Origin of the sequence: Allomuricauda sp. CP2A (assembly GCF_001683915.1) — a bacterium.
Classification (GTDB): Bacteria; Bacteroidota; Bacteroidia; order Flavobacteriales; family Flavobacteriaceae; genus Flagellimonas.
Map to the genome: position 1 here is coordinate 16,090 of NZ_LXTT01000021.1, position 24,151 is coordinate 40,240.

The following is a 24,151-nucleotide window of genomic DNA, read 5'->3' on the forward strand; positions in this document are numbered from 1 at the left end:
AGCTTATCAAAAGCAATTCAAGATAAATACCGATGAAACTCATAAACCAATCTTTGTTCACCCTTACCTTAATAATTGTTGCACTATTACCATTGCTCTCAGGATGCAGCGATGCTCCTCCAAGAAATGAAGGCCCTGGGGATATTTATGCAGCAGCGGGTTTTACGCCCACGGCAGCACACAGTACTACAAGGGCATTGTTTGCAAACTATAACGGCCCACTTTACCAGCTTACGCGTGAGTCGGACGGAGAAACTCTGGATATAGGTGTGGTACAACCGACTGCTGGTGATCCCGGGGGGTATGCAGATGCTGCTGCCCAAGATGCTTTCTGTGAAGATTCATTGTGCTGGATCAGCATCATATATGACCAATCAGGAAATGGGAACGATTTAAAACAAGCACCTCCCGGAACCTTCAGGGGACTGGAAAAAGGAGGGTTCAATAGCCTTCCCATTGCTGATGTGGCTCCCATTACCATTAATGGCCATAAGGTGTATGGAGCATATGTGATGCCGGGTGCAGGTCTACGAAATAATAATGCCGTTGGCCTTGCCATTAATGATGAACCAGAAGGCATCTATATGGTACTTGATGGTACGCACTATTCCAGTGGTTGTTGTTTCAATTATGGGAACACCTCCACAAACAGTAGGGCAGTGGGTACCGGTACCATGTCCACGGTGTATTATGGTACGGCTACAGCTTGGGGAAAAGGTGAGGGGGAAGGCCCTTGGATTATGTCCGATATGGAAGCAGGGCTTTTTTCAGGCTATGAAACCAAAGAAAATGCCGCAAACCCCACCATAGACTCTTGGCGTTTTGTGACCGGTATGGTGAACGGTGGCGGTGGCAATCAATGGGAAATATGGGGTGCCGATGCGCAAGAAAATGAATTGGTAAATTTCTATAAAGGGGAGCGTCCTCAATCCAAAGAGAATGACAGGTATTACCCCATGCACCGCAAAGGATCGATACAGATGGGTAATGGAGGCGACAATGGTAATGGTTCGGCCGGTACGTTTTACGAAGGCATCATGACGTCTGGATATCCCACAGAGGACGTTATAAAAGCAGTACAGGCCAATATTGCAGCGGCAAATTACAATGTGCCAAATGTTAGCTTATCGCGATTGAAGAGTTTTGCCCCGGGTTCTTCACAAGAATTGACAGTATCCTTTACAAACACATCTTCAGAACCTGTTTCAGGGGTACAACTGACTTTGGATTTACCCAAAGAATGGTCATCAGCAGAAGCTACAAGTTTTGGCGAATCCATCGCCCCTGGCGCTACGGTACAAGCAACTTTTACTATTACGTCCTCAATAGCTGTGGATGCGGATTACCTTAAGGTAAAAGCGGAATGGGGAGACAAAACCTACGAAACTTCCCAGCGTATAAGGAGTGTGCTGCCCATCAAAATAAACGAAGCGAGCTTTAGTGGTGGTGATAACCCAACCAATCAATTCCTTGAATTGTACAATGCCTCGGATGCCGAAGTGGATATTTCCAACTGGTCGGTTATCAATACCCCGGCGGAATGGGCTTCCGTGGAATTGGCAAAAATTCCGGAAGGAACAACATTGGATGCTGGTGAGTTCTACCTTCTCGGTTTGGCACATTCCGGTTTGGTGGCACCCGCAAATGCAGGCGATACAAAAATTAATGTACGTAGTACTGAAGGTCTGAAAATCGGTCAGCAGATTACTGTTGATGGCGAAAGTGCCACCGTTGCCAGCATCGGCACTCCTGCAACGGATAAGACCATACTCTTTGTGCCCGTATCAACGGGGCCTTGGCTTCATTTTCCTGCGGGTACAACCAATCTGCCCGTTGCCAACGCGGAAGGTTTTGCGGTAGGGGATAAAATCGGTATTGACTTGGGCGGGAATTATGAGGTGGCCACAGTTACCAAAGTCGGTAAGGCTGCCACGCAGAGTAACCTTGCAGAACCCGCTAAAGCAGGCGACACCATTATAAAAGTATGGCGAAATGCAAACATGAGCCCGGGGGATACCCTTACCATCAACACAGGTGCCCGTGTGGAGTTAGCCGTGGCGAAAAATGTTATCAGTGAGGTACAGAGACCCTATCGGGGCCGATTTGTGGGAGACCCCGGTGAGGTGGAATTAACCGCACCGCTTCAGAAAGACCACATGCTTGATGTAGATGTTTCTTCGCCCGGTACGGGCATCAGCTTTTCGCCGGCCACACGTTTTGCCCATAAAAGTGGTGACGCCGTTCAAGCATTGGGCAGTGGTGTTACCCTAAATGCAGGTTTGGCAGAATCCCATGAAACAGGAGCGCCGATACTATTTTCAGGAAATACATCGGTTGGGTACCAAGGGACTGTTCAACCTGATCAATATTACGGACTTCCCATGTCCATTTATGCTGGTACAGTGGCACTTATGGATTCCAGTGGAGAAGTGTTGCAAGATGCCCTGGTTTATGGTTCACAGCAGGGGAACTCCAGTGCACGCGGCTCGGTACCCACTCCAGCCATAGCTACGTTGGAAGGTGATCAAGGACAGGGAGGCTGCATCGCGGTACTTCCGGGGACCAGTCAAGGTTCTTTTAATGCTTCTTATGATCCCATGATCCGAAGTCTGGGACGTTTCCCCGATGGTAATGACAGCGATAGCAATTGTGAGGATTTTACATCACAAAATATCATCACATTGGGTAGTACAGCTTATGCCAATTCCAAAAATATTAAGGTCATTAGTGCGGAAGGTTTGACTGCAGGTCAGCAAATCGTTATTGGAACGGGTGCTGAAGCAGAGCATGCCGAGATTACTGAAGTAGGCACCTCGGGAGCGACCACAGTAACTTCAGCGGTACGTGCTGGTGCAACCACGATCCCTGTTGCAAGGATTTTTGGTTTTAGCAAAGGTCAAAGCATTACCATTGGGAATGGCGCAAGATCGGAATCGGCAGTAATTTCATCGATTACCTTCCCACGCCGCAATTTTGAAAATCCGGATGAGAGCCAAGGACCGTCCATCACGGTGGAAAAAGGACTGCGCTATGCCCATGGTACTGGCGAACAGCTTTCGGGAAGTGGAATTACACTGAGCAAAGGTTTACGCAAATCCCATGCTGAAGGCACGCAAGTATCCAGTAGTCTTCCTACACCGGGAAGCGCCAATGGGTTTTAAAGGTAGTTTCGCTGTTTAAGTGACAGTCCTATGAATCCCGAAACAGTCGATTACTTACACAAGTAAATGTCATCGAAGTAAATAAAATCATTATCAGTCTTGCATTTTAAATGTGTAGGTCTTTCCTTTTTCCGTTGTTATATCATGGAGGAAGGTTTTGGGCAACATTAGATCTTCAATGGTTGAACCTTCAGAAATTAAAGGCTGTGCCGTTTCTTCTATGGTAAAGAATCCATTGGGATTGGTTCCAGTGGCGGTTTCCAATTCACCAGTTCCGATCAATTCAATTTCATTGGGCACACGAAGTCGTAAGTTTCCGCCTAAATGGGATTTTATTGTGGCTACCAAGAGTTTTTTGTTTTTCCATTCCAGAGCAACCACTTCAAAGCCCCCTCTGGCTTTTAAACCGCCCACATAACCGTTTTCGAGCGCATCCGGAACGGCAGGGAGCAAATGAACCGCTCCATCGGAACTTTGCAACAACATTTCAGAGATGCCCGAAGTACATCCAAAATTACCATCGATTTGAAATGGTGGATGTGCATCAAAAAGATTGGTATAAGTACCACCTCCACCTTGATTTATTCCCACAGGGGTCAATTGATCTTTGATCAATTTATAGGCATGGTTGCCGTCTTGCATTTTAGCCCACCAATTTACCTTCCAGCCCATGCTCCATCCTGTTGATATATCCCCCCGCTGTAACAAGGTATTTTTTGCAGCAGCGAAAAGTTTGGGAGTCCTGTAAGGCGAAATTTGATTGGATGGAAAAAGTCCATATAAATGGGAAATATGACGATGATGGTCATCCGGCGAATCCACATCGTCCAACCATTCCTGTAGCTGATTGTGTTTACCGATTTGCATGGGGGGCAATTTGCTACGCAAGACCTTGAGCGAATCTATAAAAGCGTTCTCTTTTCCCAAAACTTCAGCAGCTTGGATATAGGTGCTGAACACATCAAAAACCAATTGATTGTCCATGGTAGATCCTGCAGTAATGGATGAACCTTGATGGGCTTCGGGGGCATTTTCGGGGGAATTACCGGGGGCAACGACCAAATAGGGGTAGTTGGGGTGTTGCACCAAAAAGTCCGTATAAAATTCAGCAGCCCCTTTCAATGCTGGAAAAGCGGATTTCAAAAAAGTAGTGTCCCCGGTGTACAAATAATGCTCCCAAAGATGCTGGCTCGTCCAAGCCCCTCCACCATTCCAGATGCCCCAAAACGCTCCGTCAATGGGGCCTGTTATCCGCCAAATATCCGTGTTGTGGTGAACCATCCAACCTCTTGCCCCGTACATGGTCTTTGCGGTTTCCTTACCTGTTGTTGAAAGTTCTTCAACCATTTTAAGAAAAGGTTCATGAAGCTCGGAGAGGTTGGTCCGTTCCGCAGGCCAATAGTTCATTTCTGCATTAATGTTGATGGTATATTTGCTGTCCCAAGCGGGCTTCATTCTATGATTCCATATCCCTTGCAGATTTGCGGGCTGCCCTCCGGGTTGTGAAGACGATATCAATAAATATCTGCCATATTGAAAGTACAGGGCGACAAAGGACGGGTCTTTGGTGTTTCTGAAATTCGCCAGTCGTTCATCGGTGGGCAATTTTGAAGCTTCCGTGCTTCCAAAGTCCAAAACAACCCTGTTGAACAATTCTTGGTATTTTTTTGTGTGGTCGGATTTCAACAGCTCATATTCCTTATCAAAACCAGCATCCAAAAAGGCCTTTGCACGTTTCATTTCATCACCGTTGAGATCTTGGTACGAATTGAAATTGGAAGCAATGGAAACCATCAAAATGGCATGGTCAGCATTTTCAATTGTAATGGATGTGTCGGTTTGTGTGATTTTCCCATTTTCGGTCTTTGATCGCATCAGCGCATTAAATTCAACTTTGCCTTCAACACCCTCATGATCGCTGGTTTTTCCCCAAAGGGAAATCTGATTCTCCCCATTGACTTCAATTTTGGAATCAGCATGAGGGGTAGTAAGGTTAGCCGTAAATGAAATTTTACCGGGCTGATCTGCCGCAAGCCGAACGATCAATAATCGGTCTGCCAATGAAACAAAAGCCTCTCTGGTATAAGTGATACCATCAATTTTGTAGGATGTTTTGCTTATGGCTTTGCTGATATCCAACTCCCGGTGATATGCTTCGTAATCATTGTGGCCAGGAAAGGATAATTCCAGATTTCCAACAGGTTGGAACATTTGACCATGGGATTTTTTGGTAATGATCTTTTCATTGGTCAGTTGTTCAGCAGCCTTGTATTCTCCATTGAATATGAGTTCCCTCACTTTGGGAAGTGCTTCTAGGGCATTCGGATTGTCGTTTCGGTTTGGACTTCCACTCCATACGGTATGTTCATTGAGTTGGAATATTTCGGTGCCCACATTGCCATAGACCATGGCTCCCAAGCGCCCATTGCCCAAGGGAAGTGCATTTTCCCATGTGTCGCCGGAAGGTTCGTCATACCAAAGTTTCAAATCTTCGGATTGCTGTCCAAAAAACAGATAGGGGATCAAGAAGCCAATGCAATAAAGTAGTTTTTTCATATCGTAACGGTGGATTGTCATCTTGGGTGATACGCCTTTAGTTGAAGTGTTTAATAGATACATATATTCTTTTTTTATTGAGAAAGGATGGCTGCATTTTAAAAGGTTACTAGATGTTCGGGCATTTGATGTACACCAGTGCACCCAATTTGCTCCATCACTTGTCTCAATTGTGTTTTTAATAGCGAAATGGTATGGTCCCCACCTGCATTGCCCAAAGCCGCAGCCCCGTACATAAATGGGCGTCCCATAAAGGTAAAATGGGCTCCGCTGGCCAAAACTCGTGCGATATCCGGTCCAGAACGTATGCCACTGTCCATCATAATTGTGATTTGGTCGCCATATTTGTCCACAATCCGTTTTAAGGGTTTAATTGTGGATTCCCCGGCATCCAATTGTCTGCCACCGTGGTTGGAAACAATGATACCATCCAATCCCAATGAAATTGCTTTCTCCGCATCGACCTCTGTAACCACGCCTTTTAAAACCAATTTTCCTTTCCAAATGTCCCTTATGGAAGCAATCTTGTCCATGTCCATTCTCTTGCTGAAGGTCTGGTCCATAAAATTGCCCAGTTGTTTTAGGTTCAAGACCTTGGGCATATACGGTTTCAGCACTTCAAAATTGGGTTGTCCATGGCGTAAGGTTTGTAGGGCCCATTCGGGTTTGCCCAAAATCTGTAAAATGTTGCTCAAGCTCATTTTTGGAGGCATGGACAGCCCATTTTTTATTTCCTTGGGACGAAACCCAAAAACCGGTGTGTCACAGAGCAATACCAAAACCGGGCAGCCAGCGGCTTCGGCGCGTTTGATTAAGTCATTACGGACGGATTCCTCTGTGGGGTGGTATAGTTGAAACCAAGCATTACCTTCGGTAATTTCACTGATGCGTTCCATGCTGGAAGTTGTTACCGTACTCAGAATGAACGGAATGTTATGGGCAAATGCCGCTTTGGCCAATATTTCGGGGGAGTTGGGCCACATAAGTCCCTGTAGCCCAATGGGTGCTACTCCAAAAGGGGCGTCATATACTTTGCCAAAAAGTTCAGTGGTGAGGTCAGCTCCAGGATAGCTGTCCAGATAACGGGGCAGCAGTTCAACCTCTCGTATGTCCGAAGTGTTTTTTCTGAGACAGACCTCTTCATTGCAGCCCCCATCAAGATACTCAAAAGCAAATTTTGGGATACGCCTACGGGCCTTTTCCCTCAAATCCTCTATGGATGGGTATTTTGGGTTGAATTGTATTTGTTTTTGATTTCTCATGCGGTCTGTAAATCAAATATTTTATCCATCAACACCCATTTTTCACCCGGTTTGGCCGTCGGAATTGCCTGCTGGTACTTCCACATCAGTTCTTCCCATTCCTGAACTTTTGAACTGTTCGCATCGGCTTGCTGTTTCTTTTCAAATGAGAACGATTCATCAACTTCCATGACCATGAACAATCGATTCCCGGCCCTATAGATTTCCATTTGCTGGATTCCGGATTTCAGAATGCTTTCCAAAATCTCTGGCCATACGTTTTTGTGGTAGTCGATATACGTGGCGATGCTATCTTCGTCATCCACTAGATCAAGGGCAAGGCCATATCTTTTTAAATTTCCCATTTCCTCGCTGTTTCAAAATGTTTGTATGTTCTAAATCCAAACCAAACAATAAAGGCAAAGCAGCACAGGGGCAGGATGAAGGAGAAATTCACTTCTGATACCCCAATAATTTGGGTGTCGGCCACATCATTTCCCCCAATATCAATGATCATACCTTGTAGCTTTGGCATCAATGCGCCCCCTACAATGGCCATGATCAATCCCGCTGCTCCCAATTTGGATTCTTCCTCGGTCAAGTTGTCCAAAGAAATACCGTAAATGGTCGGGAACATAACCGACATGAAGAGTGAGACACAGACAAGGGAGTACAACCCAATTTCTCCTTGGATAAAAATTGTTCCCAAGGTGGCCATGCCCGCAAGGATGGCAAACCACATCAACAACTTTCCGGGGCTGATAAAACGGAGCATATAGGTACCGATTGCCCTGCCCACCAAAAAGAAAATAAAGGCCAGAAATTGGTAGTTTGCAGCCGTGTCACTGGAGATTCCAATGGCTTCTGCATATTGATAAATATAGGTCCAACACATGATCTGCGCTCCCACATAGAGTACTTGCGAGATGACACCCAAAACATAACTGGGTCTTTGGAACAGGGCTTTTCCTATTTGTTTGACCGAGGGGAGTTCCCCATCACTTTTGGCTTGTGGCATCTTACTGATCAAAATAAGCACGAAGACAAAGAGGATTACCAGTCCTAAAATAACATACGGGTCTCGTATGACCATTAAATCGGAAGTGCGGATCAATACCTTTTTAGCCTCAGTCAGAGAGCTGAAATTTATAATATTGTCAGACTCCAACTTTTTCAATACGAATTGCTGGGCCACCAGAAGGCCCAAAATTGAACCTACCGGATTAAATACTTGGGCGAGGTTGAGACGCTGTGTTGCGGTTTCCCTATCGCCCATGGCCAAAATATACGGATTGGCCGTTGTTTCCAAAAAGGCGAGGCCAAAGGTGAGGATGTAAAGACTTAAACAAAAGAACCAAAATTTTTCGGTGATGGCAGCAGGATAGAACATAAGTGCTCCGGCAGCATATAATGCCAACCCGATCAAAACCCCGGTCTTGTACGAATATTTCCTCACAAAATGTGCTGCGGGCAGGGCCATGCAAAAATAGCCGCCATAAAATGCCATTTGGACCCATGCTGCCTGGGAATTGGAAAGTTCCAGAACTTTCTTAAAGGCCTGGACCATAGGATCCGTAACAGCGTTGGCAAATCCCCAGAGCGCAAAAAGGGAGGTAATCAATATAAATGGGAGCAGAACACCTTTGGGTACTATTTTTGATTTTTCCATTGCTGAGTTTTAAAGAGCACGATCTAAATGGGTGTAGCCACCATCCACAAAGACAAGTTGGCCTGTTGTATGGCTTGATTTTTCGGAAAGTAGGAACACAACGGCATTGGCAATTTCCTCTGCTGTTGTCATCCGGTTTTCCAAGGGGATGTTGTCCGTGATTTCCTTTAATCGTTCCTTTGGATTTTCAAATGTATTGATCCATTTCTTGTAGAGGGGCGTATAACATTCTGCAACAATTACGGCATTTACCCGGATGGAATAGGGAAGGAGTTCCACGGCCCATTCCCTTGTAAGTGAATTTCTGGCGCCATTGGCAGCCGTATAGCCGGAAGTATTGCCCTGTCCCGTAAAAGAAGTTTTTGATCCAATGTTCACAATGCTTCCCTTGTTCTTTTTTAGATAGGGCAGTACATAATGGGCCATGACATAATAATGTCCCACATTGCGCTCCAAGGAACGCAAGAAATCTTTATAGTTGCCATGTTCCAGACCAACACCATCATTGATCCCTGCGTTGTTGACCAATCCATTGATCTTGCCGTAACGTGCTATGGTTTTTTCTATGGCCTTTTTACATTGTTCCGGGTCTGTAAGTTCTGCTATGGCATAGAAAGCTTCACCACCTTTTTCCTTGATTTCTTCCGCAGTGGAACGGACATCTTTTTCTGTTCTTCCAATGATAACCGGTATCGCATTTTCTTCCGCCAAAGCAAAGGAAATTCCTTTTCCAATCCCTTTGTCGCCACCCGTGACCAGTATAACCTTATCCTTTAATCCTAAATCCATTTTTGTTGTTTATAAAGCGTCTTTTTGGGTTTTCGATTAGTTTTCATGTTCACCATAGCTTTTTTATAGCTGAATACCATAAAATTTTAGGGCATTCAACCCTATAATTTTTGCCCGGACATCCTTCTGCAAATGCATAATATAGTCCTCAACAATTTCTACAACCTCTCCATACTGGGCAGAGAGGAGGCATACAGGCCAATCTGAACCGAACATGATTTTATCCGGACCAAAGGAATCAAACACGTTGTCAAGATAGGGGACGAAATCATTTTTTGTCCAACCACCCCACGCAGTTTCTGTTACCATCCCTGAAATTTTACAATACACATTATCGTGCTTTCCCAATTCGGAAATATGATTTGCCCACATTGCGTCCACCTTCCCATCAATCTTGGGTTTGGCAATATGGTCGATTACAAAGGGTTGTTCCGGAAAAAGTTTGACAAGTTCCAAGGCTGCTGGCAATTGTTTGGGATAAATTAGAATATCGTAGGTAAGGCCATGTTTTTGCAACAAGGAAATTCCCTTTTTAAAATCGGGGCGAAGCATGAAATTGTCATCTGGTTCATCCTGCACCACATGTCTAAGGCCTTTAAGTGCATTATTTTGGGAATATTCCCGCAGTTTTTCTTCAATGGTATCAGCACAAAGATCCAACCAGCCCACCACTCCTTTTATAAATGGATGTTCCTCGGCCAGATGTAATAAAAATGCGGTTTCCGTTTCGGATTGTTGGGCTTGAACGGCGATGCAGCCACTAATTCCATTTTTTTTGAGCAATGGGTGTAAATCGGACGGCAAAAAATCCTTTTTTAGGGTTTCCATGGAAGCATCAATCCAAGCGTGGGTCGTTGGATGGTATTTCCAAAAATGTTGGTGGCTATCGATTTTTATTTCACTCATGTATTTTCATGTGTTGCTTAGTGAAGAGGAGTTTTGCCCATTTTCCACAAAGTGAATCCCTCCATTACGGACTTGCAAAAACTAAAAGTAAGGAATACACGATTAAATTCAAACGTTTGAACAAAATATCTATTTTCTTATTTTGGATGATTCCCTGATCAGTAGTTTGGGGGACAAGACTTGTTTGCTCGGGACATGGTTATGGGATTCCTCGGCCCTAAGCTGATTAAGGATGGCTTTTGCAGCATGATTTCCCATTTGTTCACTGAATTGGTCAACGGTGGATAGGGAAGGGGACACGTATGTAGTAAAATTTTCGTTACTGAAACCCATTATGCCAACTTCTTCGGGCATTTTTTTTCCTCTCTCCCGCACTGCGTTCATTGCCCCAAGGGCAAGGACATCACTCAAACAAAATAGGGCATCTGGCGGGTTTTTACGATCCATAAGTTGGGCTGCTGCCTTTTTCCCAGACTCAAGGGAAATATCTGTTTCAACGATGAGGTTTTCATCAAATTCCCTACCTGTTTGGGCGAGTACCGCTTTGTATCCATCCAAACGCCTTTTATAGGGAAGAAGCTCTAGAGGTCCACTGATAAGCCCAATTTTCCCATAGCCTTGGTCAAATAAATGTTTTGTTGCCTTGGTAGCCGCATCAAAATCGTCTATCATGATCTGATCAACATCCAATTCTGGAATGGTACGATCAAAAAGGACAACCTTTACCCCATTCGCCAAAGCCTTGATAAAGTGTGAGGAATCTTTGGTATTGGAGGCGATTGAAGCGATAATGCCCTCGACCTGTGCGTTGAGAAAAACATCAACCTGCGCAACCTCTTTGTTTGTCTCATCTTTGGACTGTCCTATCACTATGCTATATCCGGCTTGGCCCAGCACATCCTCTATCCCCTTGATTGCGGTAGAAAAGAAATTCACATGGATATAGGGCACAATAACCCCGATCAACCCGCTCTTGCCTTTGCGAAGTCCGGTGGCCATATTATTTCTTTGGTAACCCAATTGCTCCGCAACCTTGGCCACTTCTTTTTTGGTTTTTTCGGACATACGTGGATGGTTGCTCATGGCTTTTGATACAGCTGATGGGCTGATTCCCATATAGTTGGCAATATCCACTATGGTAGGTTTTCTTTTCTTCAATATCTTCTAGCTTATAGGTATCCTAAATCAGTAAATTAAAACAAATATCCAATTTTAGTGGATTTTCTGAATACCTTCCAAAGGTTCAACAAATATCATACATTTGTTCAAACGTTTGAAATATAACTTAAATTTTTGTGCTTTATGAAGTATGTGGTCTGCGAAAAGCCGGGTAATTTTGTCTTAAATGAGAAGGAAGTGCCCAAAAGAAAAGGGAATGAGGCATTGCTGCGAATTAAGAACGTGGGTATATGTGGCACCGACATCCATGCGTATGGTGGAAACCAAGCCTTTTTCACCTATCCACGAATTTTAGGCCATGAACTTTGTGCAGAAGTCGTAGAAGTAGACAACAACACCGATACTATAAAAGTAGGGGACAGGGTGGCCATCATGCCCTATTTGAGCTGCGGTACGTGTATAGCCTGTACCCATGGAAAAACAAATTGCTGTTCCAATATTAAGGTGATTGGGGTCCACACAGATGGGGGCATGCAGGAACTTATCAGCCTGCCCACAAATGTCTTGATTCCGGTGAATCATCTTACCGAAGACGAAACGGTTATTATTGAGCCTTTGGCAATTGCCGCCCATGCCATTCGCCGGGCATCCTTAAAGAAGGGGGAGACCATTGTTGTCATGGGTTGTGGCCCCATTGGAATTGCACTGATGGCACAAGCTCGGATAATTGGTGCGCGTGTCATAGCCATTGATATAGACAACAAGCGGTTGAAATATGCCATGGACAACATGGGAGCCGATCATATCATTAACACTGTTGAGGAAAATGCAGAGGAAAGGGTCATGGAGCTAACCAATGGCAATCTTTGTGAGGTTGTATTTGATGCCACTGGGGCAAAGCGAGCCCTGGAGGAAGGGCCAAAATATATGTGCCATGGCGGGAGGTACGTTTTGGTCGGTTTATCAAAGGGCGATTTAGTCTATAACCACCCACAGATCCATGCCAAGGAAACCACATTGTTATGCAGTAGGAATGCCACTTATAAAGATTTCGAGCATGTCATTCAAATGATCAAAAGTTTCCCAACCGATAAATACATCACCCATCGAATGAAGTTTTCGGAATTACCCGAAATCTTTGATGATTTTATCGGTTCCGATGATCTGGCGGTTAAGGCGGTAGTGGACATCGGTTAGATTGATTTATAGGTGCAAATACACATTTCCAACCCCATCACCCTAAAAATTTATAGCGAATATGTCAAAAAAAAGACCCATTAAGATTGTTCAATTTGGTGAAGGCAACTTTTTAAGGGCATTTGTGGGCTATGCATTTCACAAGCTTAATACCGAACTGGATTTCAACGCTGGAATTGCGGTGGTACAACCCATTGAAAATGGACTTGTTGACGTTCTTAATGAGCAGGAAGGGCGGTATACCCTGTTTTCAAAGGGAGTAGTGGGGGGTACTGAAATTCAGGAAAAATACCGGATTGACGCCATTGAACTTGCCGTGAATCCCTATGCCGATTTTGAATCCTTCATAATGTTGGCCCATGAACCGGAATTGCAGTTTGTCGTCTCCAATACTACAGAGGCCGGAATTGCCTATGATGAAAAGGATACCCCAAACATGGCACCACCCAATTCGTTTCCGGCTAAGCTGACCGTTTTTTTATACGAACGGTTCAAGCATTTTAAGGGAGATCATAGTAAGGCCCTTACCATTATTCCATGCGAACTGATCAACACCAATGCCGATGCACTAAAGGCATTGCTGCTTCAAAATTGTACAGCGTGGGAATTGGGGTCCGATTTCAAAAACTGGATTGAGGATGGCTGTAGTTTTCACAATACATTGGTAGATCGGATTGTTCCGGGCTATCCCAAGGATGATATTTTGAGCTATACCCAACAATTGGATTATGAGGACAAGTTGATAGTTACCTCAGAGGTGTTTTTTTTGTGGGTAATAGAAGGCGATGAAGCGCTCAAGAAAAGGCTTCCATTTCATAAAACAGGGCTTGATGTAAAAATCGTTTCCGATATGCAGCCCTATAGAACCAGAAAAGTGCGAATCTTGAATGGGGCACACACGGCAATGGTACCCTTTTCCTTGATGTATGGAAATAGCACCGTAAAAGAAACCGTTGATGATAGATTCACAGGGAAATTTGTTTCAGACATTATTTTTGATGAGATCATTCCCACTTTGGAACTGGATAAAGCGGAACTGGAAATTTTTGCCAATGCGGTTTTGGACAGATTCAGAAATCCGTTTATAAAACACTATTTGGCCAGCATTGCATTGAACACTATCTCCAAATTTAAGGTGAGGGTGCTGCCAAGCCTATTGCAATACAAAAAAAATACAGGCAAACTACCGGCTGGACTGGTATTTGCCTTTGCATGCCTACTCCGATTTTATAAAGGCGAGTGGAAAGGGGAAAAACTTCCTGTGAATGACGACGAAAACATTGTATCTTATATTCAGAAGATTTGGAAATCTACACATGATGTCCAATCCATAGTTGATGGCATCATTGCCGAAGAAAAGTTTTGGGGACAGGATTTGACCAAAGTAGCAGGCTTGGGGGAAGCCCTGACAATCGCCCTGGAACATATTGAAAGGAACGGGATAGAAGTGGGTTTCAATGAATTTTGCAATCATCTAAAAAAATAGACATGAAAAAGCTGATAAAGGTACATCCCGATGACAATGTGGCCATTGCCCTTATCGATTTGTCCAAGGGCGACCATATCGAGTTTGGGGATATACGCATGGAATTACATGCTGATGTTCCTGCCAAACACAAAATCAATTTACAACCTCTAAAGAAAGGGGACAAAATCTATATGTATGGTGTATTGGTGGGCACGGCACAAAAAGATTTGGACAAAGGAATGCTTTTGACCACTGAAAATGTAATACACCAAAGCGCTGTTCCCACTGGAAGAAAAGTGGATGTGGAATGGTCTGCCCCAGATGTCTCCCAATGGGAAAAGCGGCAATTTATGGGATACCACAGAGCAGATGGCCAAGTGGGAACAGAGAATGTTTGGCTATTTTTCCCACTTGTTTTTTGTGAGAACAAGAACATTGAGCGTTTAAAGGAGATTTTTGACAAGGAACTATACGTGGATGAAGTAAGTGAGCAAAGGCATCTGCTCCGATCGCTCATCAGTGGGGAAGAAGAAACGGTTCGGCCCACATTGGAGCGAAAATCAATATTCAAAAATGTCAAGGTAAAGTTTATTACCCACCAAGGTGGGTGCGGGGGAATCCGGCAAGATTCCGAACTTTTGGCCAAATTGTTGGCAGGCTATGTGAACAACTCCAATGTTGCCGGAGCCACTGTGCTTAGTTTGGGCTGCCAGAATCTACAGATTAAGACTTTTAAGGAGGCACTGGGTACAATCAACCCAAATCTAAAAAAACCGGTGTTGATCTATGAACAACAACAAATGGGGACAGTGGAAAATATGATGAACACCATCATAAAAGACACCTATGGGGCCTTGATTGAAGCAAACGAAATCGAAAGACAACCCGCACCCCTCTCAAAATTGAAGTTGGGTCTGGAATGTGGCGGGTCGGACGGTTTTTCGGGCATATCGGCTAATCCAACGTTGGGGTATGTGTCTGATATTCTTGCCGCTTTGGGCGGTTCACCAATTCTTTCCGAGTTTCCTGAACTCTGTGGGGTAGAGCAGGAGCTGGTCAATCGGTGTGTGGATGATGAAAAGGCCGATAAATTTCTCAACCTGATGAAGACCTATGAAAAATCTGCCATTGATGCCGGGTCGGGTTTTGATATGAACCCATCCCCTGGAAATATAAAAGATGGACTTATCACCGATGCCATGAAGTCTGCCGGTGCGGCTAAAAAAGGCGGGACCTCACCCATAACGGATGTGTTGGACTATGCCGAATATGTCACCAAACCAGGACTCAACCTGCTTTGTACCCCGGGCAACGATGTGGAAAGTACCACCGGTATGGTAGGCTCTGGGGCAAATATAGTGGTGTTCACCACGGGGCTTGGCACCCCAACGGGCAATCCCATAACACCGGTGATCAAGGTTTCCTCCAATACCATTTTGGCAGAAAGGATGCCCGATATCATTGATGTGGATACGGGCCCTGTGATACGTGGGGAGAAGAGCATTGAGGAAATGGGCACCCTATTGATGGAATATATCATAGCTGTGGCCAGCGGCGAGAAAACAGCCAAGGCTGATATGCTGGGACAGGATGATTTTATTCCTTGGAAAAGAGGGGTGTCCTTGTAACCCTATTTTTTATAAGCCACGCAGGTTTGTTTGGATATTCCAAGACCTTCAATACCAAGTTCCATAGTATCCCCCGGCTTTAGGTATTTGGGTGGATTAAAACCAAGACCGACTCCAAAAGGGGTTCCGGTTGAAATGACATCACCGGGCAAAAGGGTCATAAACTGACTGATATAGGAAACCACCTCCTGCACATTGAAAATAAAATCTGATGTTGATGAATGCTGTAGGCGTTCACCATTGACCTCCAACCATAATTCCAGATTATTGGGGTCTTTTATTTCATCGGCTGTGGCAATGAATGGACCTAGGGGAGCAAATGTGTCACAGCCTTTGCCCTTGCACCATTGTCCTTCTTTCTCTATTTGGAATGCCCTTTCACTGATATCGTTGTGAAGGACATACCCTGCAATATGGTCCATGGCTTCTGATTCTTCAATATAGGAAGCTTTTTTGCCGATGACAATGGCGAGTTCCACTTCCCAATCGGACTTTTCAGAATTTTTGGGAATAATGACCTCATCAAATGGGCCACATATGGCAGTGGTCGATTTAAAGAAAAGTACAGGTTCCTTTGGGATGGCCATACCGGCCTCTTTGGCATGCATTGCATAATTCAATCCCACGCATACAAGTTTTGAGGGTCTTGCCAAAGGCGGGCCCAAGCGAATTTCATTATCTATGGTAGGGCAATCGGATTCATGGTCGCTCAGCCAATTTCTTAGCTTTTCTATACCATTGTTTCCAAAAAACGCCTCAGTATAATCCATTCCAAATGCAGATACGTCAAGTCTTGTCCCGTCTGCCAATTGCACACCGGGTTTTTCATTTCCGGCAGTTCCAAATCGAATTAATTTCATGTTCTGTATTTAACCTTTTAACTTAATGAACCCACCATCGATGGGGTAATCGGTTCCTGTTATAAATTTAGCCTCATCCGAACAAAGGAAGAGGGCCAAGTCCGCAACTTCTTGTGGCTCCGCCATGCGTCCTATGGGTTGGGTCTTGGAAAGTTTTTCAAAAATTTCTTCTTCCTGACCCGGGTAGTTCTTTTTAATGAACCCATCCACAAAAGGCGTATATACCCTCCCCGGGGAAATGGAATTGCACCGTATTCCGTGGTTTACATAATCGTTGGCAATGGAATAGGTCATGGTAAGCACTGCTCCTTTGGTCATTGAATAGGCAAAACGGTCCGTAATCCCTACTGAAGCCGCCACAGAGGCAATGTTTAAAATAATACCACCTCCTTTTTTCTTCATGTAGGGCAGTATTGCCTTGGTGCAATTATAAACACCTTTAATATTAACATTGTATAGCTTGTCCAGATCTTGCTCGGAAACGGCCTCAATATTTCCCACATGGGCAATGCCTGCATTGTTCACTAGAATGTCCGGGACTCCATTTTCAGTAATTTTGCCAATGATTTGGTTTACATTTTCTTGATTGGAAACATCGCATATATGTGCCTTGGCATTGTTGCCCAATGCTTGAATTTCAGAAAGGGTATCTTGGGATGCTTCGTCATTAAAGTCCAGAATATGTACTTTGGCCCCATAAGAGGCAAATGTCAGGGAAATAGCTTTTCCAATTCCACTGCCTCCTCCGGTCACAATGGCTGTTTTACCGTGTAAACTAAACTTCATTTTAAGGGTTACTTCTAAATTTTATGTTTTTCATGGGTTGCCACCGGGAAACAAGACATCTTGGTCTTGACTGCAATAATAATCAGTTTTTTCATTAAATGGGTCTGTAGTTCCATCTTTTCCATTTTAAAGATCCATCAATTTTTGTATGACCGCTGGAATAATGAAAAGTTTCAAGGAAATCTACGTAAAGAATACCCATGGTACAGTGAAATTCTTAACAGTTCAACTGGTTGATTGGGTGTGAATGGTCAGAAGCGTAAATTTTATATTTATAAATAAAGAACTTCTTTTTTTGATATAATTGGGCATTGGGCAAAAATAATTTGCAAGGTTCGCAAAAATTTCATTAATTTTAAAATGTAATAAGCACACTTATTAAGGGATATGATAATGATATGAATCCGTCTTTCTGTATTGGACATTCCCCGCCAGACAGTTAGATAACAGAATTAATAGAATTTTTTTCTACTAATGAATAGCTAACCTTATGGATACGCCAACACGATTTGATGAATCTAGAACTGATCTTAAACCATACGGATTGGGCTGTGAATTGTGGCAACCCAAGAGAATGAAGAGGGAAGAGCGACATAACGAGTTGGAAATCAATTTTTTGCCAGATTGTTCAATTACGTATCTAATAAGCAACCGAAAATTCAAGATAAAGAGGGGGACGGTAATAGCATTTTGGGCTCTTATGCCACATCAAGTCATTGACTTTAAAAAGGATTGTCCCTATTATGTCATCACCATACCATTCTCTGTTTTGCACGAATGGAACTTGCCAAAAACATTTCTTGATTCCATTTTTAAGGGAGAGGTACAGATTACACGGGATTTAGAAGATATTGAGTTTGAAAAAAAGCGTTTTGATAGATGGTCTTTAGAGCTTGACAAAAGGGGATCGGAACTCTATGCTGCCTGTTCACTGGAAATTTGTGCTTTTATAAAACGCTTAGCTTTGAAAAACTTACCCCAGTCTTGCGAACAGAAAGTTAAGCCGCCGCCTATAAACCTTGTGGAAAGAATGGCAATGTTCATTGCCAGTAATTTTACAGAACCCATTAAGGCGAGTGATGTTGCAAGAGAAGTAGGACTCCATCCTGACTATGCCAATTCAATCTTCAAAAAAGCATTTTGTAAGACCATCTCAAATTATATTATAGGGCAGCGGGTACTTTATGCTGAAAGAAAGCTATCAATTTCTGATGAGCCCATTACTTCATTGGCCTTTCAATCGGGCTTTAGTTCCATAAGTAGATTCAATGCGGCGTTTAAGAAAAAAAACAAACTGACTCCCAGAGAATACCGCAAAAGGCATTTATTAACCTTGGACCTGAAGATAGGCCAGGAATATGTTGAGATTTGAATTACAATCTTCTTTTATTGTCCAATTAAAGGTTAAAACCCTGCAAACTTGCCTGACGGCAGTCAGGTTTAATTGAAGTTACTTTAGTTTCTATAAATTTTTATGTATCCATGAGTTATTGGGTTACTGGGTTACCATGTGATTATTGAATAACTCAATAACCTAATAACCATGGCAATTTTATTGCCCTTCCTCTGGACTTCTAGTCCAGAGTGTTTTAGTTTTTAAGGCTAAAAAAAAGCCACCTGTTTTTTACGACAAGTGGCCTTTAGAAATAACTAACTCAAAATAATTATCACTAATTTATTTATGGGACATCCCAAAAAACCCGGGATACCAGATTGTCTCCACCAATGGCGGCGGCTGCAGCTGCGTAGTTTTCCGCATTAGCAGAAGCCTCACGATCAGGATATGTCATTCTATGCACAAAACCATCCCCACCATTGGCCAAGAGGTTATCGTTGAAATCGTTTCTTTCCAGGTCTGGAAAACCACTTCTCCTTACATTGGCAAAAGCTTCCGTACCGTTTCTAAAGTTGACCAACCAATATTGCGTATTGATCAACTCCAAGGCATTGCCAGCATCATAAGCCACTTCCGGCTCAGCCAAATAGGCATTTATTTCGGCATTTGTAATGGGTGTGGTATTTGGATAAAGTTCATAAATCTGCATGTCTGCCCTTATCCCTTGCTCGTAAAGTGCTTCAGGATCCCCAGATATCCATCCCCTAAATGCAGCTTCAGCCATAAGCAAAGAAGTTTGTGCATAGGTTACATAAAAGTCCGGAGCAGCAGGTGATGCCACGGCAAAAATATTGATCTGAGAGTAAGCCAGTCCTGCACCATTAGTGCCACGATATCCTAGAGAAGTATCCGATAGCTGCAAATCTGAAACCCCGATTGGCACCCCAAATTGGTTGGCCAAATCGGTATCGGGATCAGTGTCATTAGCTACGGCACCTGGGTCATCATACGTGGCAATCATGTATTGGCCCCGGGGGTCATCTGTGGATTTTAGTTGGTCCACCAATGGTTCGGCTGCGTAATTAAAAAATGAGAAGTTTCGCAAATTATTGTTCTCTCCTTGAGTAAATGTACTTCCATCATACTTTACATAAGCGTTGTCGGCGTTTGAGGTCATAACACCTCCGGCAACAGCTTCAGAAACTATGGATTCGGCTCTGGAAGCATTTAATTTTGAATAGCGCATGCCCAATCGTAGCAAAAGTGAATTGCCCAATTTTCTCCATTTGGCAACCTGAGCTGAGGCCGATCCGGTGGGTTGTTCGCTATTGGCCCCATAGAAAAGGTCTTCAGAAACAAAACCTCCATTTGGATTCAGAGCTGCTATGGCTTCAGTGAGTTCATTATACAGATCCTCATAGATGGCTTCATCATCATCATAGGTTGGGAAATAAATGAGTTCACTTACGGCCTTAGCGGCGTCAAAGTAGGGGACATCTGCATAGGTGTCCACAATTCCCATAAAAATTTGGGCTTTCCAAATACGGACCATACTGGTGAGGTTCGTCCTATTACTGCCCTCATCTTGGCCCAACAAAATCAAAGCCTGTTCCAGATTCCTGATGTCAGAGGAATATGAACCGTTCCACTTTGGATTATTGACCCCGTCAATGTCCTCATTAAAATTAAAGCCGAGGGTGGCACCTTGGTTAAAAGGGTTTACAAAATGTTGCACAATGGTATGTTCGGCAGACCAGTTTCCTAGATGGCTCCGTTGCGCCCCGGCGAACAATAATGCTGGGTCAACCTCTGTTACCGCGTAAGGATTTGTGTTTACTTCCACAAAATCTTCGTCACATCCACCCATACCGATAACCAGGCAAACAAAGACTATATGTTTAATATATTTTATCGTTTTCATAGTTCTAGAATTTAACATTTAGGCTAAAATTGTAATTACGGGTGGTCGGTAGCGCAGAGTTTTCATACCCAGCCCTAAAGTCACCGGAAGACTGTACAGCTTCTGGATCAATACCAGGGAAGTCTTTGTAGAGAATTGCCACATTACGGCATGAAGCAGACAAAGTTAATCCCTTAATGAATTTCAAATCTGAAATATTACTGATAGCACTGGTAAAATCATAAGAGAGGTTTATGCTTCTCAACTTAATAAAATCGGATTTAAAGGTGAATGGATCACCAATCTGAAGGTTACGATAGTCTGCATAAAAGGATTGCAAATTGGTAACCGCTGTGGTATTGGGCTGTCCAGTGCTTTCATAAACACTGTTGGGAACAATGATTCCATTCTCACCCTCGCGACGACCTTCAAGTGACAAAATGGAGTGTCCCTGTCTCAACATATTCAAATGTGTCGATGAAAGTACGGTACCACCAAACTTGTAATCTATAAAAAAGCCAAATGTAAAGTTCTTATACTGGAAACTGTTGTTCCAACCTCCCGTATGTTTTGGGATGGAGCTACCAACGGGCAAGAAACCATTGGTTTCCTCTGCACCCGGTGTGTCGCCGTTGGTGGCCAGTAAGCGTCCATCATCATTCACCAAAATTTGTCCATTGGCGTTTCTCCTGTACGTCCTTGTGTACAATTGGTTCATGGCCATACCTTCTGTATACCTCAATTCACCGAGGAACTCGTTCCCGGTACCGTTAAAGAAGATAAGAAGAATGGTTCCGCTGTCATTACCCACATCCAACACTTCTGTTGATAGGTAGGCGTTGTTCCATGAACTTACCCAAGTAAAGTCGTTGGTTTGAATGGGAGTGAATTCAACTAAAGTTTCCAATCCGCTGTTTTTCAAAGAAGCTACATTTTGCTTGGAGTTGTCATAACCGGAAGCATTTGAAAGGGTAACGTCCAGAATCTGGTCGGTGGTGATTTTCTCAAAAGCGGCTATATCAAAACGTAAACGATTATTGAACAATCGCATATCAAGACCAATCTCTTTTTCAGTAACGGTAAATGGTCGTAACGATGGGTTGGGAGCAAACCCTCCTTGAACACCTGCAGTGGTCTGACCATTGAAAGGTGGATTGATGTTGTAATTCAATATACCTTCATAGGTATTCACACCATTGGCGCTACCTACTTCTGCCCAAGATGCCCTTACCTTACCATAATTAAACCAGCCATCTCTATTGTTCAGTAATTCGGAGAAGACCAAACTACCTGAAACGGATGGATAGAATACTGAATTATCCTCAGGGTTAAGCACCGAGAACCAGTCCTGTCTTCCCGTAAAATTCAAATAAATTAGGTCATTGTAGCCGAAATCAGCTGTTGAGTAAAGTGAATTGATCCTAAACGTGCTGTATTGATAAGGTTGAAACCCTGCTTGGTCAGTTTCAAAGAAGGTACCATTGGTAATTGAATATAGGTCTGGTACAACAAAGAGCCTTGAGAACTGTGAATTTTGTTGGAATCTGGACCTCCATGTGTTACCACCAATAGTGGCATCCACAGAAAATTTACCAAAGGTTTTGCTGAAACCAACTAAGAAATCGGCGTTAATATCCCTTGTCTCGGTCTGTTGAATGTCATAACGACCCCGGTAAAATCCTGTATCACCTTCCAAAGTTGTGGTGGCGCCTGCACCATTTAGCTCGTTCCATTCTCTAAAATTGGTGGCAAAGTCATAGTTGTATCGACCTTGCAAATAGAGCCAATCGGTGAAATCATATCTCAGGGTGGCAGTACCTAGTAAACGATTACGCTCATCGTTAAAGAACTGTTTTTTTTGTAGTTGATAGTATGGGTTGTTGATGGTACCCAGGAATCCGTTTGTACGCAATTCAGCTCCCGTTACTGGGTCGATGGCACTTTGCTCATAGGCCTCAATGGGAACAGAAACGGTTGTCCTGTTGAAAAAGTTCACCGCACCCGGCCCCTGAGTTCCAATTTCAGGTGGGTTGATGTTCTCTTCATTGGCATAGTTTACGTTCAACAACAGATTCAGCTTTTCGGTAATATTGTAGTTGATACCTATGTTAAAGATCCGTTTTTTGTACTCGTTGGCAGGTTGGATACCCTTAGCATCGGTATTGGCAAATGAAGCCCTGAAACTTCCCTTTTCATTCCCTCCAGATAGGCCTATGGTATTGGTAAGGTTGGATCCCGTTCTAAGGAAGTCGTAGAGTTTATATGGATAAGCGGAATAAGGCCTCATAACACCATCAAAGTTTATTGTTGGTGCTCCGTCCAATCGTTCCCCAAAGCCAAATTGACCTGTGGCTGCTGCCTCACCTTGGGTTTGGGGCCTTTGGCCACTGGTACCCTGACCATACATGGTCTGGGTGATTTCATCCATAAAGTTCAATGCCTCAGAGGTAGAATAACTCGAGGTGAATTCAACACCAATGCCCTGATTCAGTCTACCTGATTTTGTGGTGATGATTACCGCCCCGTTGGCTGCCCTTGCACCATAAATGGCTGCTGCCGTGGCTCCCTTAAGCACGGTCATACTTTCAATATCATCAGGGTTGATGTTCTGTAGATTATCACCCAAATCCCTTTGCTCGCCACGACCATTGGCACCCCTTGCACCTTGGTCTATAGGCAGACCGTTGATAACAAAAAGAGGTGAGTTGCTCGCACCGGCAAAGGCTGCTTGACCACGCAAACGAATCTTCATACTTGAAGCCGCACCAGCGGAAGGTGGGGTAATGTTTAAACCTGCAACCTTACCTACCAGGGATTCCATAGGGTTAACGGTTCTGGTTTTGGTGAGTTCCTCCGTTTGAACAGAGGTCACCGCATACCCAAGTTTTCTCGTATCTTTTCGGATACCAAGCCCTGTAACCACAACTTCATTCAAAGAAGTTACATCTGGTTCGAGGCTTACATTGATCACACTTCGGTTTCCAACTACTATTTCTTGGCTTTTATAGCCGATAAAAGAAAATACCAATACGCTCTGGGCATTCCCCACTTCAATTGAATAATTTCCATCGAAGTCTGTTGAAGTACCATTTGTGGTATTCTTCACGACAACGGTGACCCCCAAAAAGGGTTGGCCATTTTCGTCCGTAACCGAACCGGTAACAGTAGTTTGTAAATTAGTTTCATTGAAAATTTTCCGATCCATGTCTGTCTCGTTATCCATTCCACTATAGACATTGGCTACAGCACTAGAACACGTTAACAGTACAATGCACCACAAAAAGTGATAGTTTTTCATAATTGTACGAATTAGTTTTTGGTTATTGTTAGTGTATATGAACAGTTTCAGTAATGCTCTTTTCCAAAAAAAGCCTACTTCTTCTGCTCATATGAGTTTTTTGTTCAGGAACTTTTTTGGGAGAACAGTCATGGAACAAGTACTTTTAAGAATTAATAAGTGTTTTTTTTATACTTATTTTTTTTGACATAAGTTTTCCCAGGAATAAATTCCCAAACAGGAACAAAGAATCATATA

Annotated in this window: 16 protein-coding genes; 5 read left to right on the top strand and 11 right to left on the bottom strand. The window is 43.6% G+C overall.

Annotated features, from left to right (window positions below; all coding sequences use genetic code 11):
• Positions 1-32: 32 nt before the first annotated feature.
• Positions 33-3,161: an arabinofuranosidase catalytic domain-containing protein gene (locus tag A7D14_RS02250; RefSeq protein ID WP_067029489.1), complete on the top strand. Its 3,129-nt coding sequence runs from the start codon at positions 33-35 to the stop codon at positions 3,159-3,161.
• Positions 3,162-3,254: 93 nt separating this feature from the next.
• Here the strand turns inward: A7D14_RS02250 and A7D14_RS02255 are convergent, their stop codons facing one another.
• From A7D14_RS02255 to A7D14_RS02285, 7 genes are all read right to left on the bottom strand, one after another.
• Complete coding sequence (locus A7D14_RS02255) at positions 3,255-5,717, bottom strand: glycosyl hydrolase family 95 catalytic domain-containing protein (protein WP_067029519.1); 2,463 nt, start codon at positions 5,715-5,717, stop codon at positions 3,255-3,257.
• Positions 5,718-5,815: 98 nt separating this feature from the next.
• Entirely contained in the window at positions 5,816-6,979 is a 1,164-nt protein-coding gene (locus A7D14_RS02260) for an alpha-hydroxy acid oxidase (protein ID WP_067029491.1), read from the bottom strand.
• On the bottom strand, positions 6,976-7,323 hold the full coding sequence (locus A7D14_RS02265) for an L-rhamnose mutarotase (protein ID WP_067029493.1): 348 nt from the start codon (positions 7,321-7,323) through the stop codon (positions 6,976-6,978). Before A7D14_RS02265 ends, A7D14_RS02260 begins: the two co-directional genes overlap by 4 nt.
• Entirely contained in the window at positions 7,311-8,627 is a 1,317-nt protein-coding gene (gene fucP, locus A7D14_RS02270) for an L-fucose:H+ symporter permease (RefSeq protein ID WP_067029496.1), read from the bottom strand. Before fucP ends, A7D14_RS02265 begins: the two co-directional genes overlap by 13 nt.
• A 9-nt stretch (positions 8,628-8,636) precedes the next feature.
• Positions 8,637-9,416, bottom strand: a complete 780-nt coding sequence (locus tag A7D14_RS02275; protein ID WP_067029498.1) for an SDR family oxidoreductase — start codon at positions 9,414-9,416, stop codon at positions 8,637-8,639.
• A gap of 63 nt (positions 9,417-9,479) precedes the next feature.
• Positions 9,480-10,322, bottom strand: coding sequence for an amidohydrolase family protein (locus tag A7D14_RS02280; protein WP_313790793.1), 843 nt, complete (start codon positions 10,320-10,322; stop codon positions 9,480-9,482).
• Positions 10,323-10,451: 129 nt separating this feature from the next.
• A complete protein-coding gene (locus A7D14_RS02285; RefSeq protein WP_083157943.1) occupies positions 10,452-11,480 on the bottom strand; it encodes a LacI family DNA-binding transcriptional regulator in 1,029 nt (342 codons plus the stop codon).
• A gap of 144 nt (positions 11,481-11,624) precedes the next feature.
• Here A7D14_RS02285 and A7D14_RS02290 point away from each other — a divergent pair, with 144 nt between their 5' ends.
• The 3 genes from A7D14_RS02290 (at position 11,625) to A7D14_RS02300 (ending at position 15,734) form a co-directional block, all read left to right on the top strand.
• On the top strand, positions 11,625-12,638 hold the full coding sequence (locus A7D14_RS02290) for a zinc-binding alcohol dehydrogenase family protein (RefSeq protein WP_067029501.1): 1,014 nt from the start codon (positions 11,625-11,627) through the stop codon (positions 12,636-12,638).
• Positions 12,639-12,699: 61 nt separating this feature from the next.
• Complete coding sequence (locus A7D14_RS02295; RefSeq protein WP_067029503.1) at positions 12,700-14,124, top strand: tagaturonate reductase; 1,425 nt, start codon at positions 12,700-12,702, stop codon at positions 14,122-14,124.
• A 2-nt stretch (positions 14,125-14,126) separates the two neighbouring features.
• Positions 14,127-15,734, top strand: coding sequence for a UxaA family hydrolase (locus tag A7D14_RS02300; RefSeq protein ID WP_067029505.1), 1,608 nt, complete (start codon positions 14,127-14,129; stop codon positions 15,732-15,734).
• Between the two features lie 2 nt (positions 15,735-15,736).
• On the opposite strand, the gene A7D14_RS02305 is transcribed toward A7D14_RS02300, so the two are convergent.
• Both A7D14_RS02305 and A7D14_RS02310 read right to left on the bottom strand, forming a co-directional pair.
• Entirely contained in the window at positions 15,737-16,594 is an 858-nt protein-coding gene (locus A7D14_RS02305) for a fumarylacetoacetate hydrolase family protein (RefSeq protein WP_067029507.1), read from the bottom strand.
• A 9-nt stretch (positions 16,595-16,603) separates the two neighbouring features.
• On the bottom strand, positions 16,604-17,380 hold the full coding sequence (locus tag A7D14_RS02310) for an SDR family NAD(P)-dependent oxidoreductase (RefSeq protein ID WP_067029509.1): 777 nt from the start codon (positions 17,378-17,380) through the stop codon (positions 16,604-16,606).
• A gap of 490 nt (positions 17,381-17,870) precedes the next feature.
• On the opposite strand from A7D14_RS02310, the gene A7D14_RS02315 reads away from it, so the two are divergent.
• On the top strand, positions 17,871-18,752 hold the full coding sequence (locus A7D14_RS02315; RefSeq protein ID WP_067029511.1) for a helix-turn-helix domain-containing protein: 882 nt from the start codon (positions 17,871-17,873) through the stop codon (positions 18,750-18,752).
• 307 nt (positions 18,753-19,059) lie between these two features.
• On the opposite strand, the gene A7D14_RS02320 is transcribed toward A7D14_RS02315, so the two are convergent.
• Positions 19,060-20,637 (bottom strand): SusD/RagB family nutrient-binding outer membrane lipoprotein, encoded by a 1,578-nt coding sequence (locus tag A7D14_RS02320; RefSeq protein ID WP_067029513.1) that lies wholly within the window; start codon positions 20,635-20,637, stop codon positions 19,060-19,062.
• 4 nt (positions 20,638-20,641) lie between these two features.
• On the bottom strand, positions 20,642-23,914 hold the full coding sequence (locus A7D14_RS02325; RefSeq protein WP_218058497.1) for a SusC/RagA family TonB-linked outer membrane protein: 3,273 nt from the start codon (positions 23,912-23,914) through the stop codon (positions 20,642-20,644).
• Positions 23,915-24,151 lie beyond the last annotated feature (237 nt).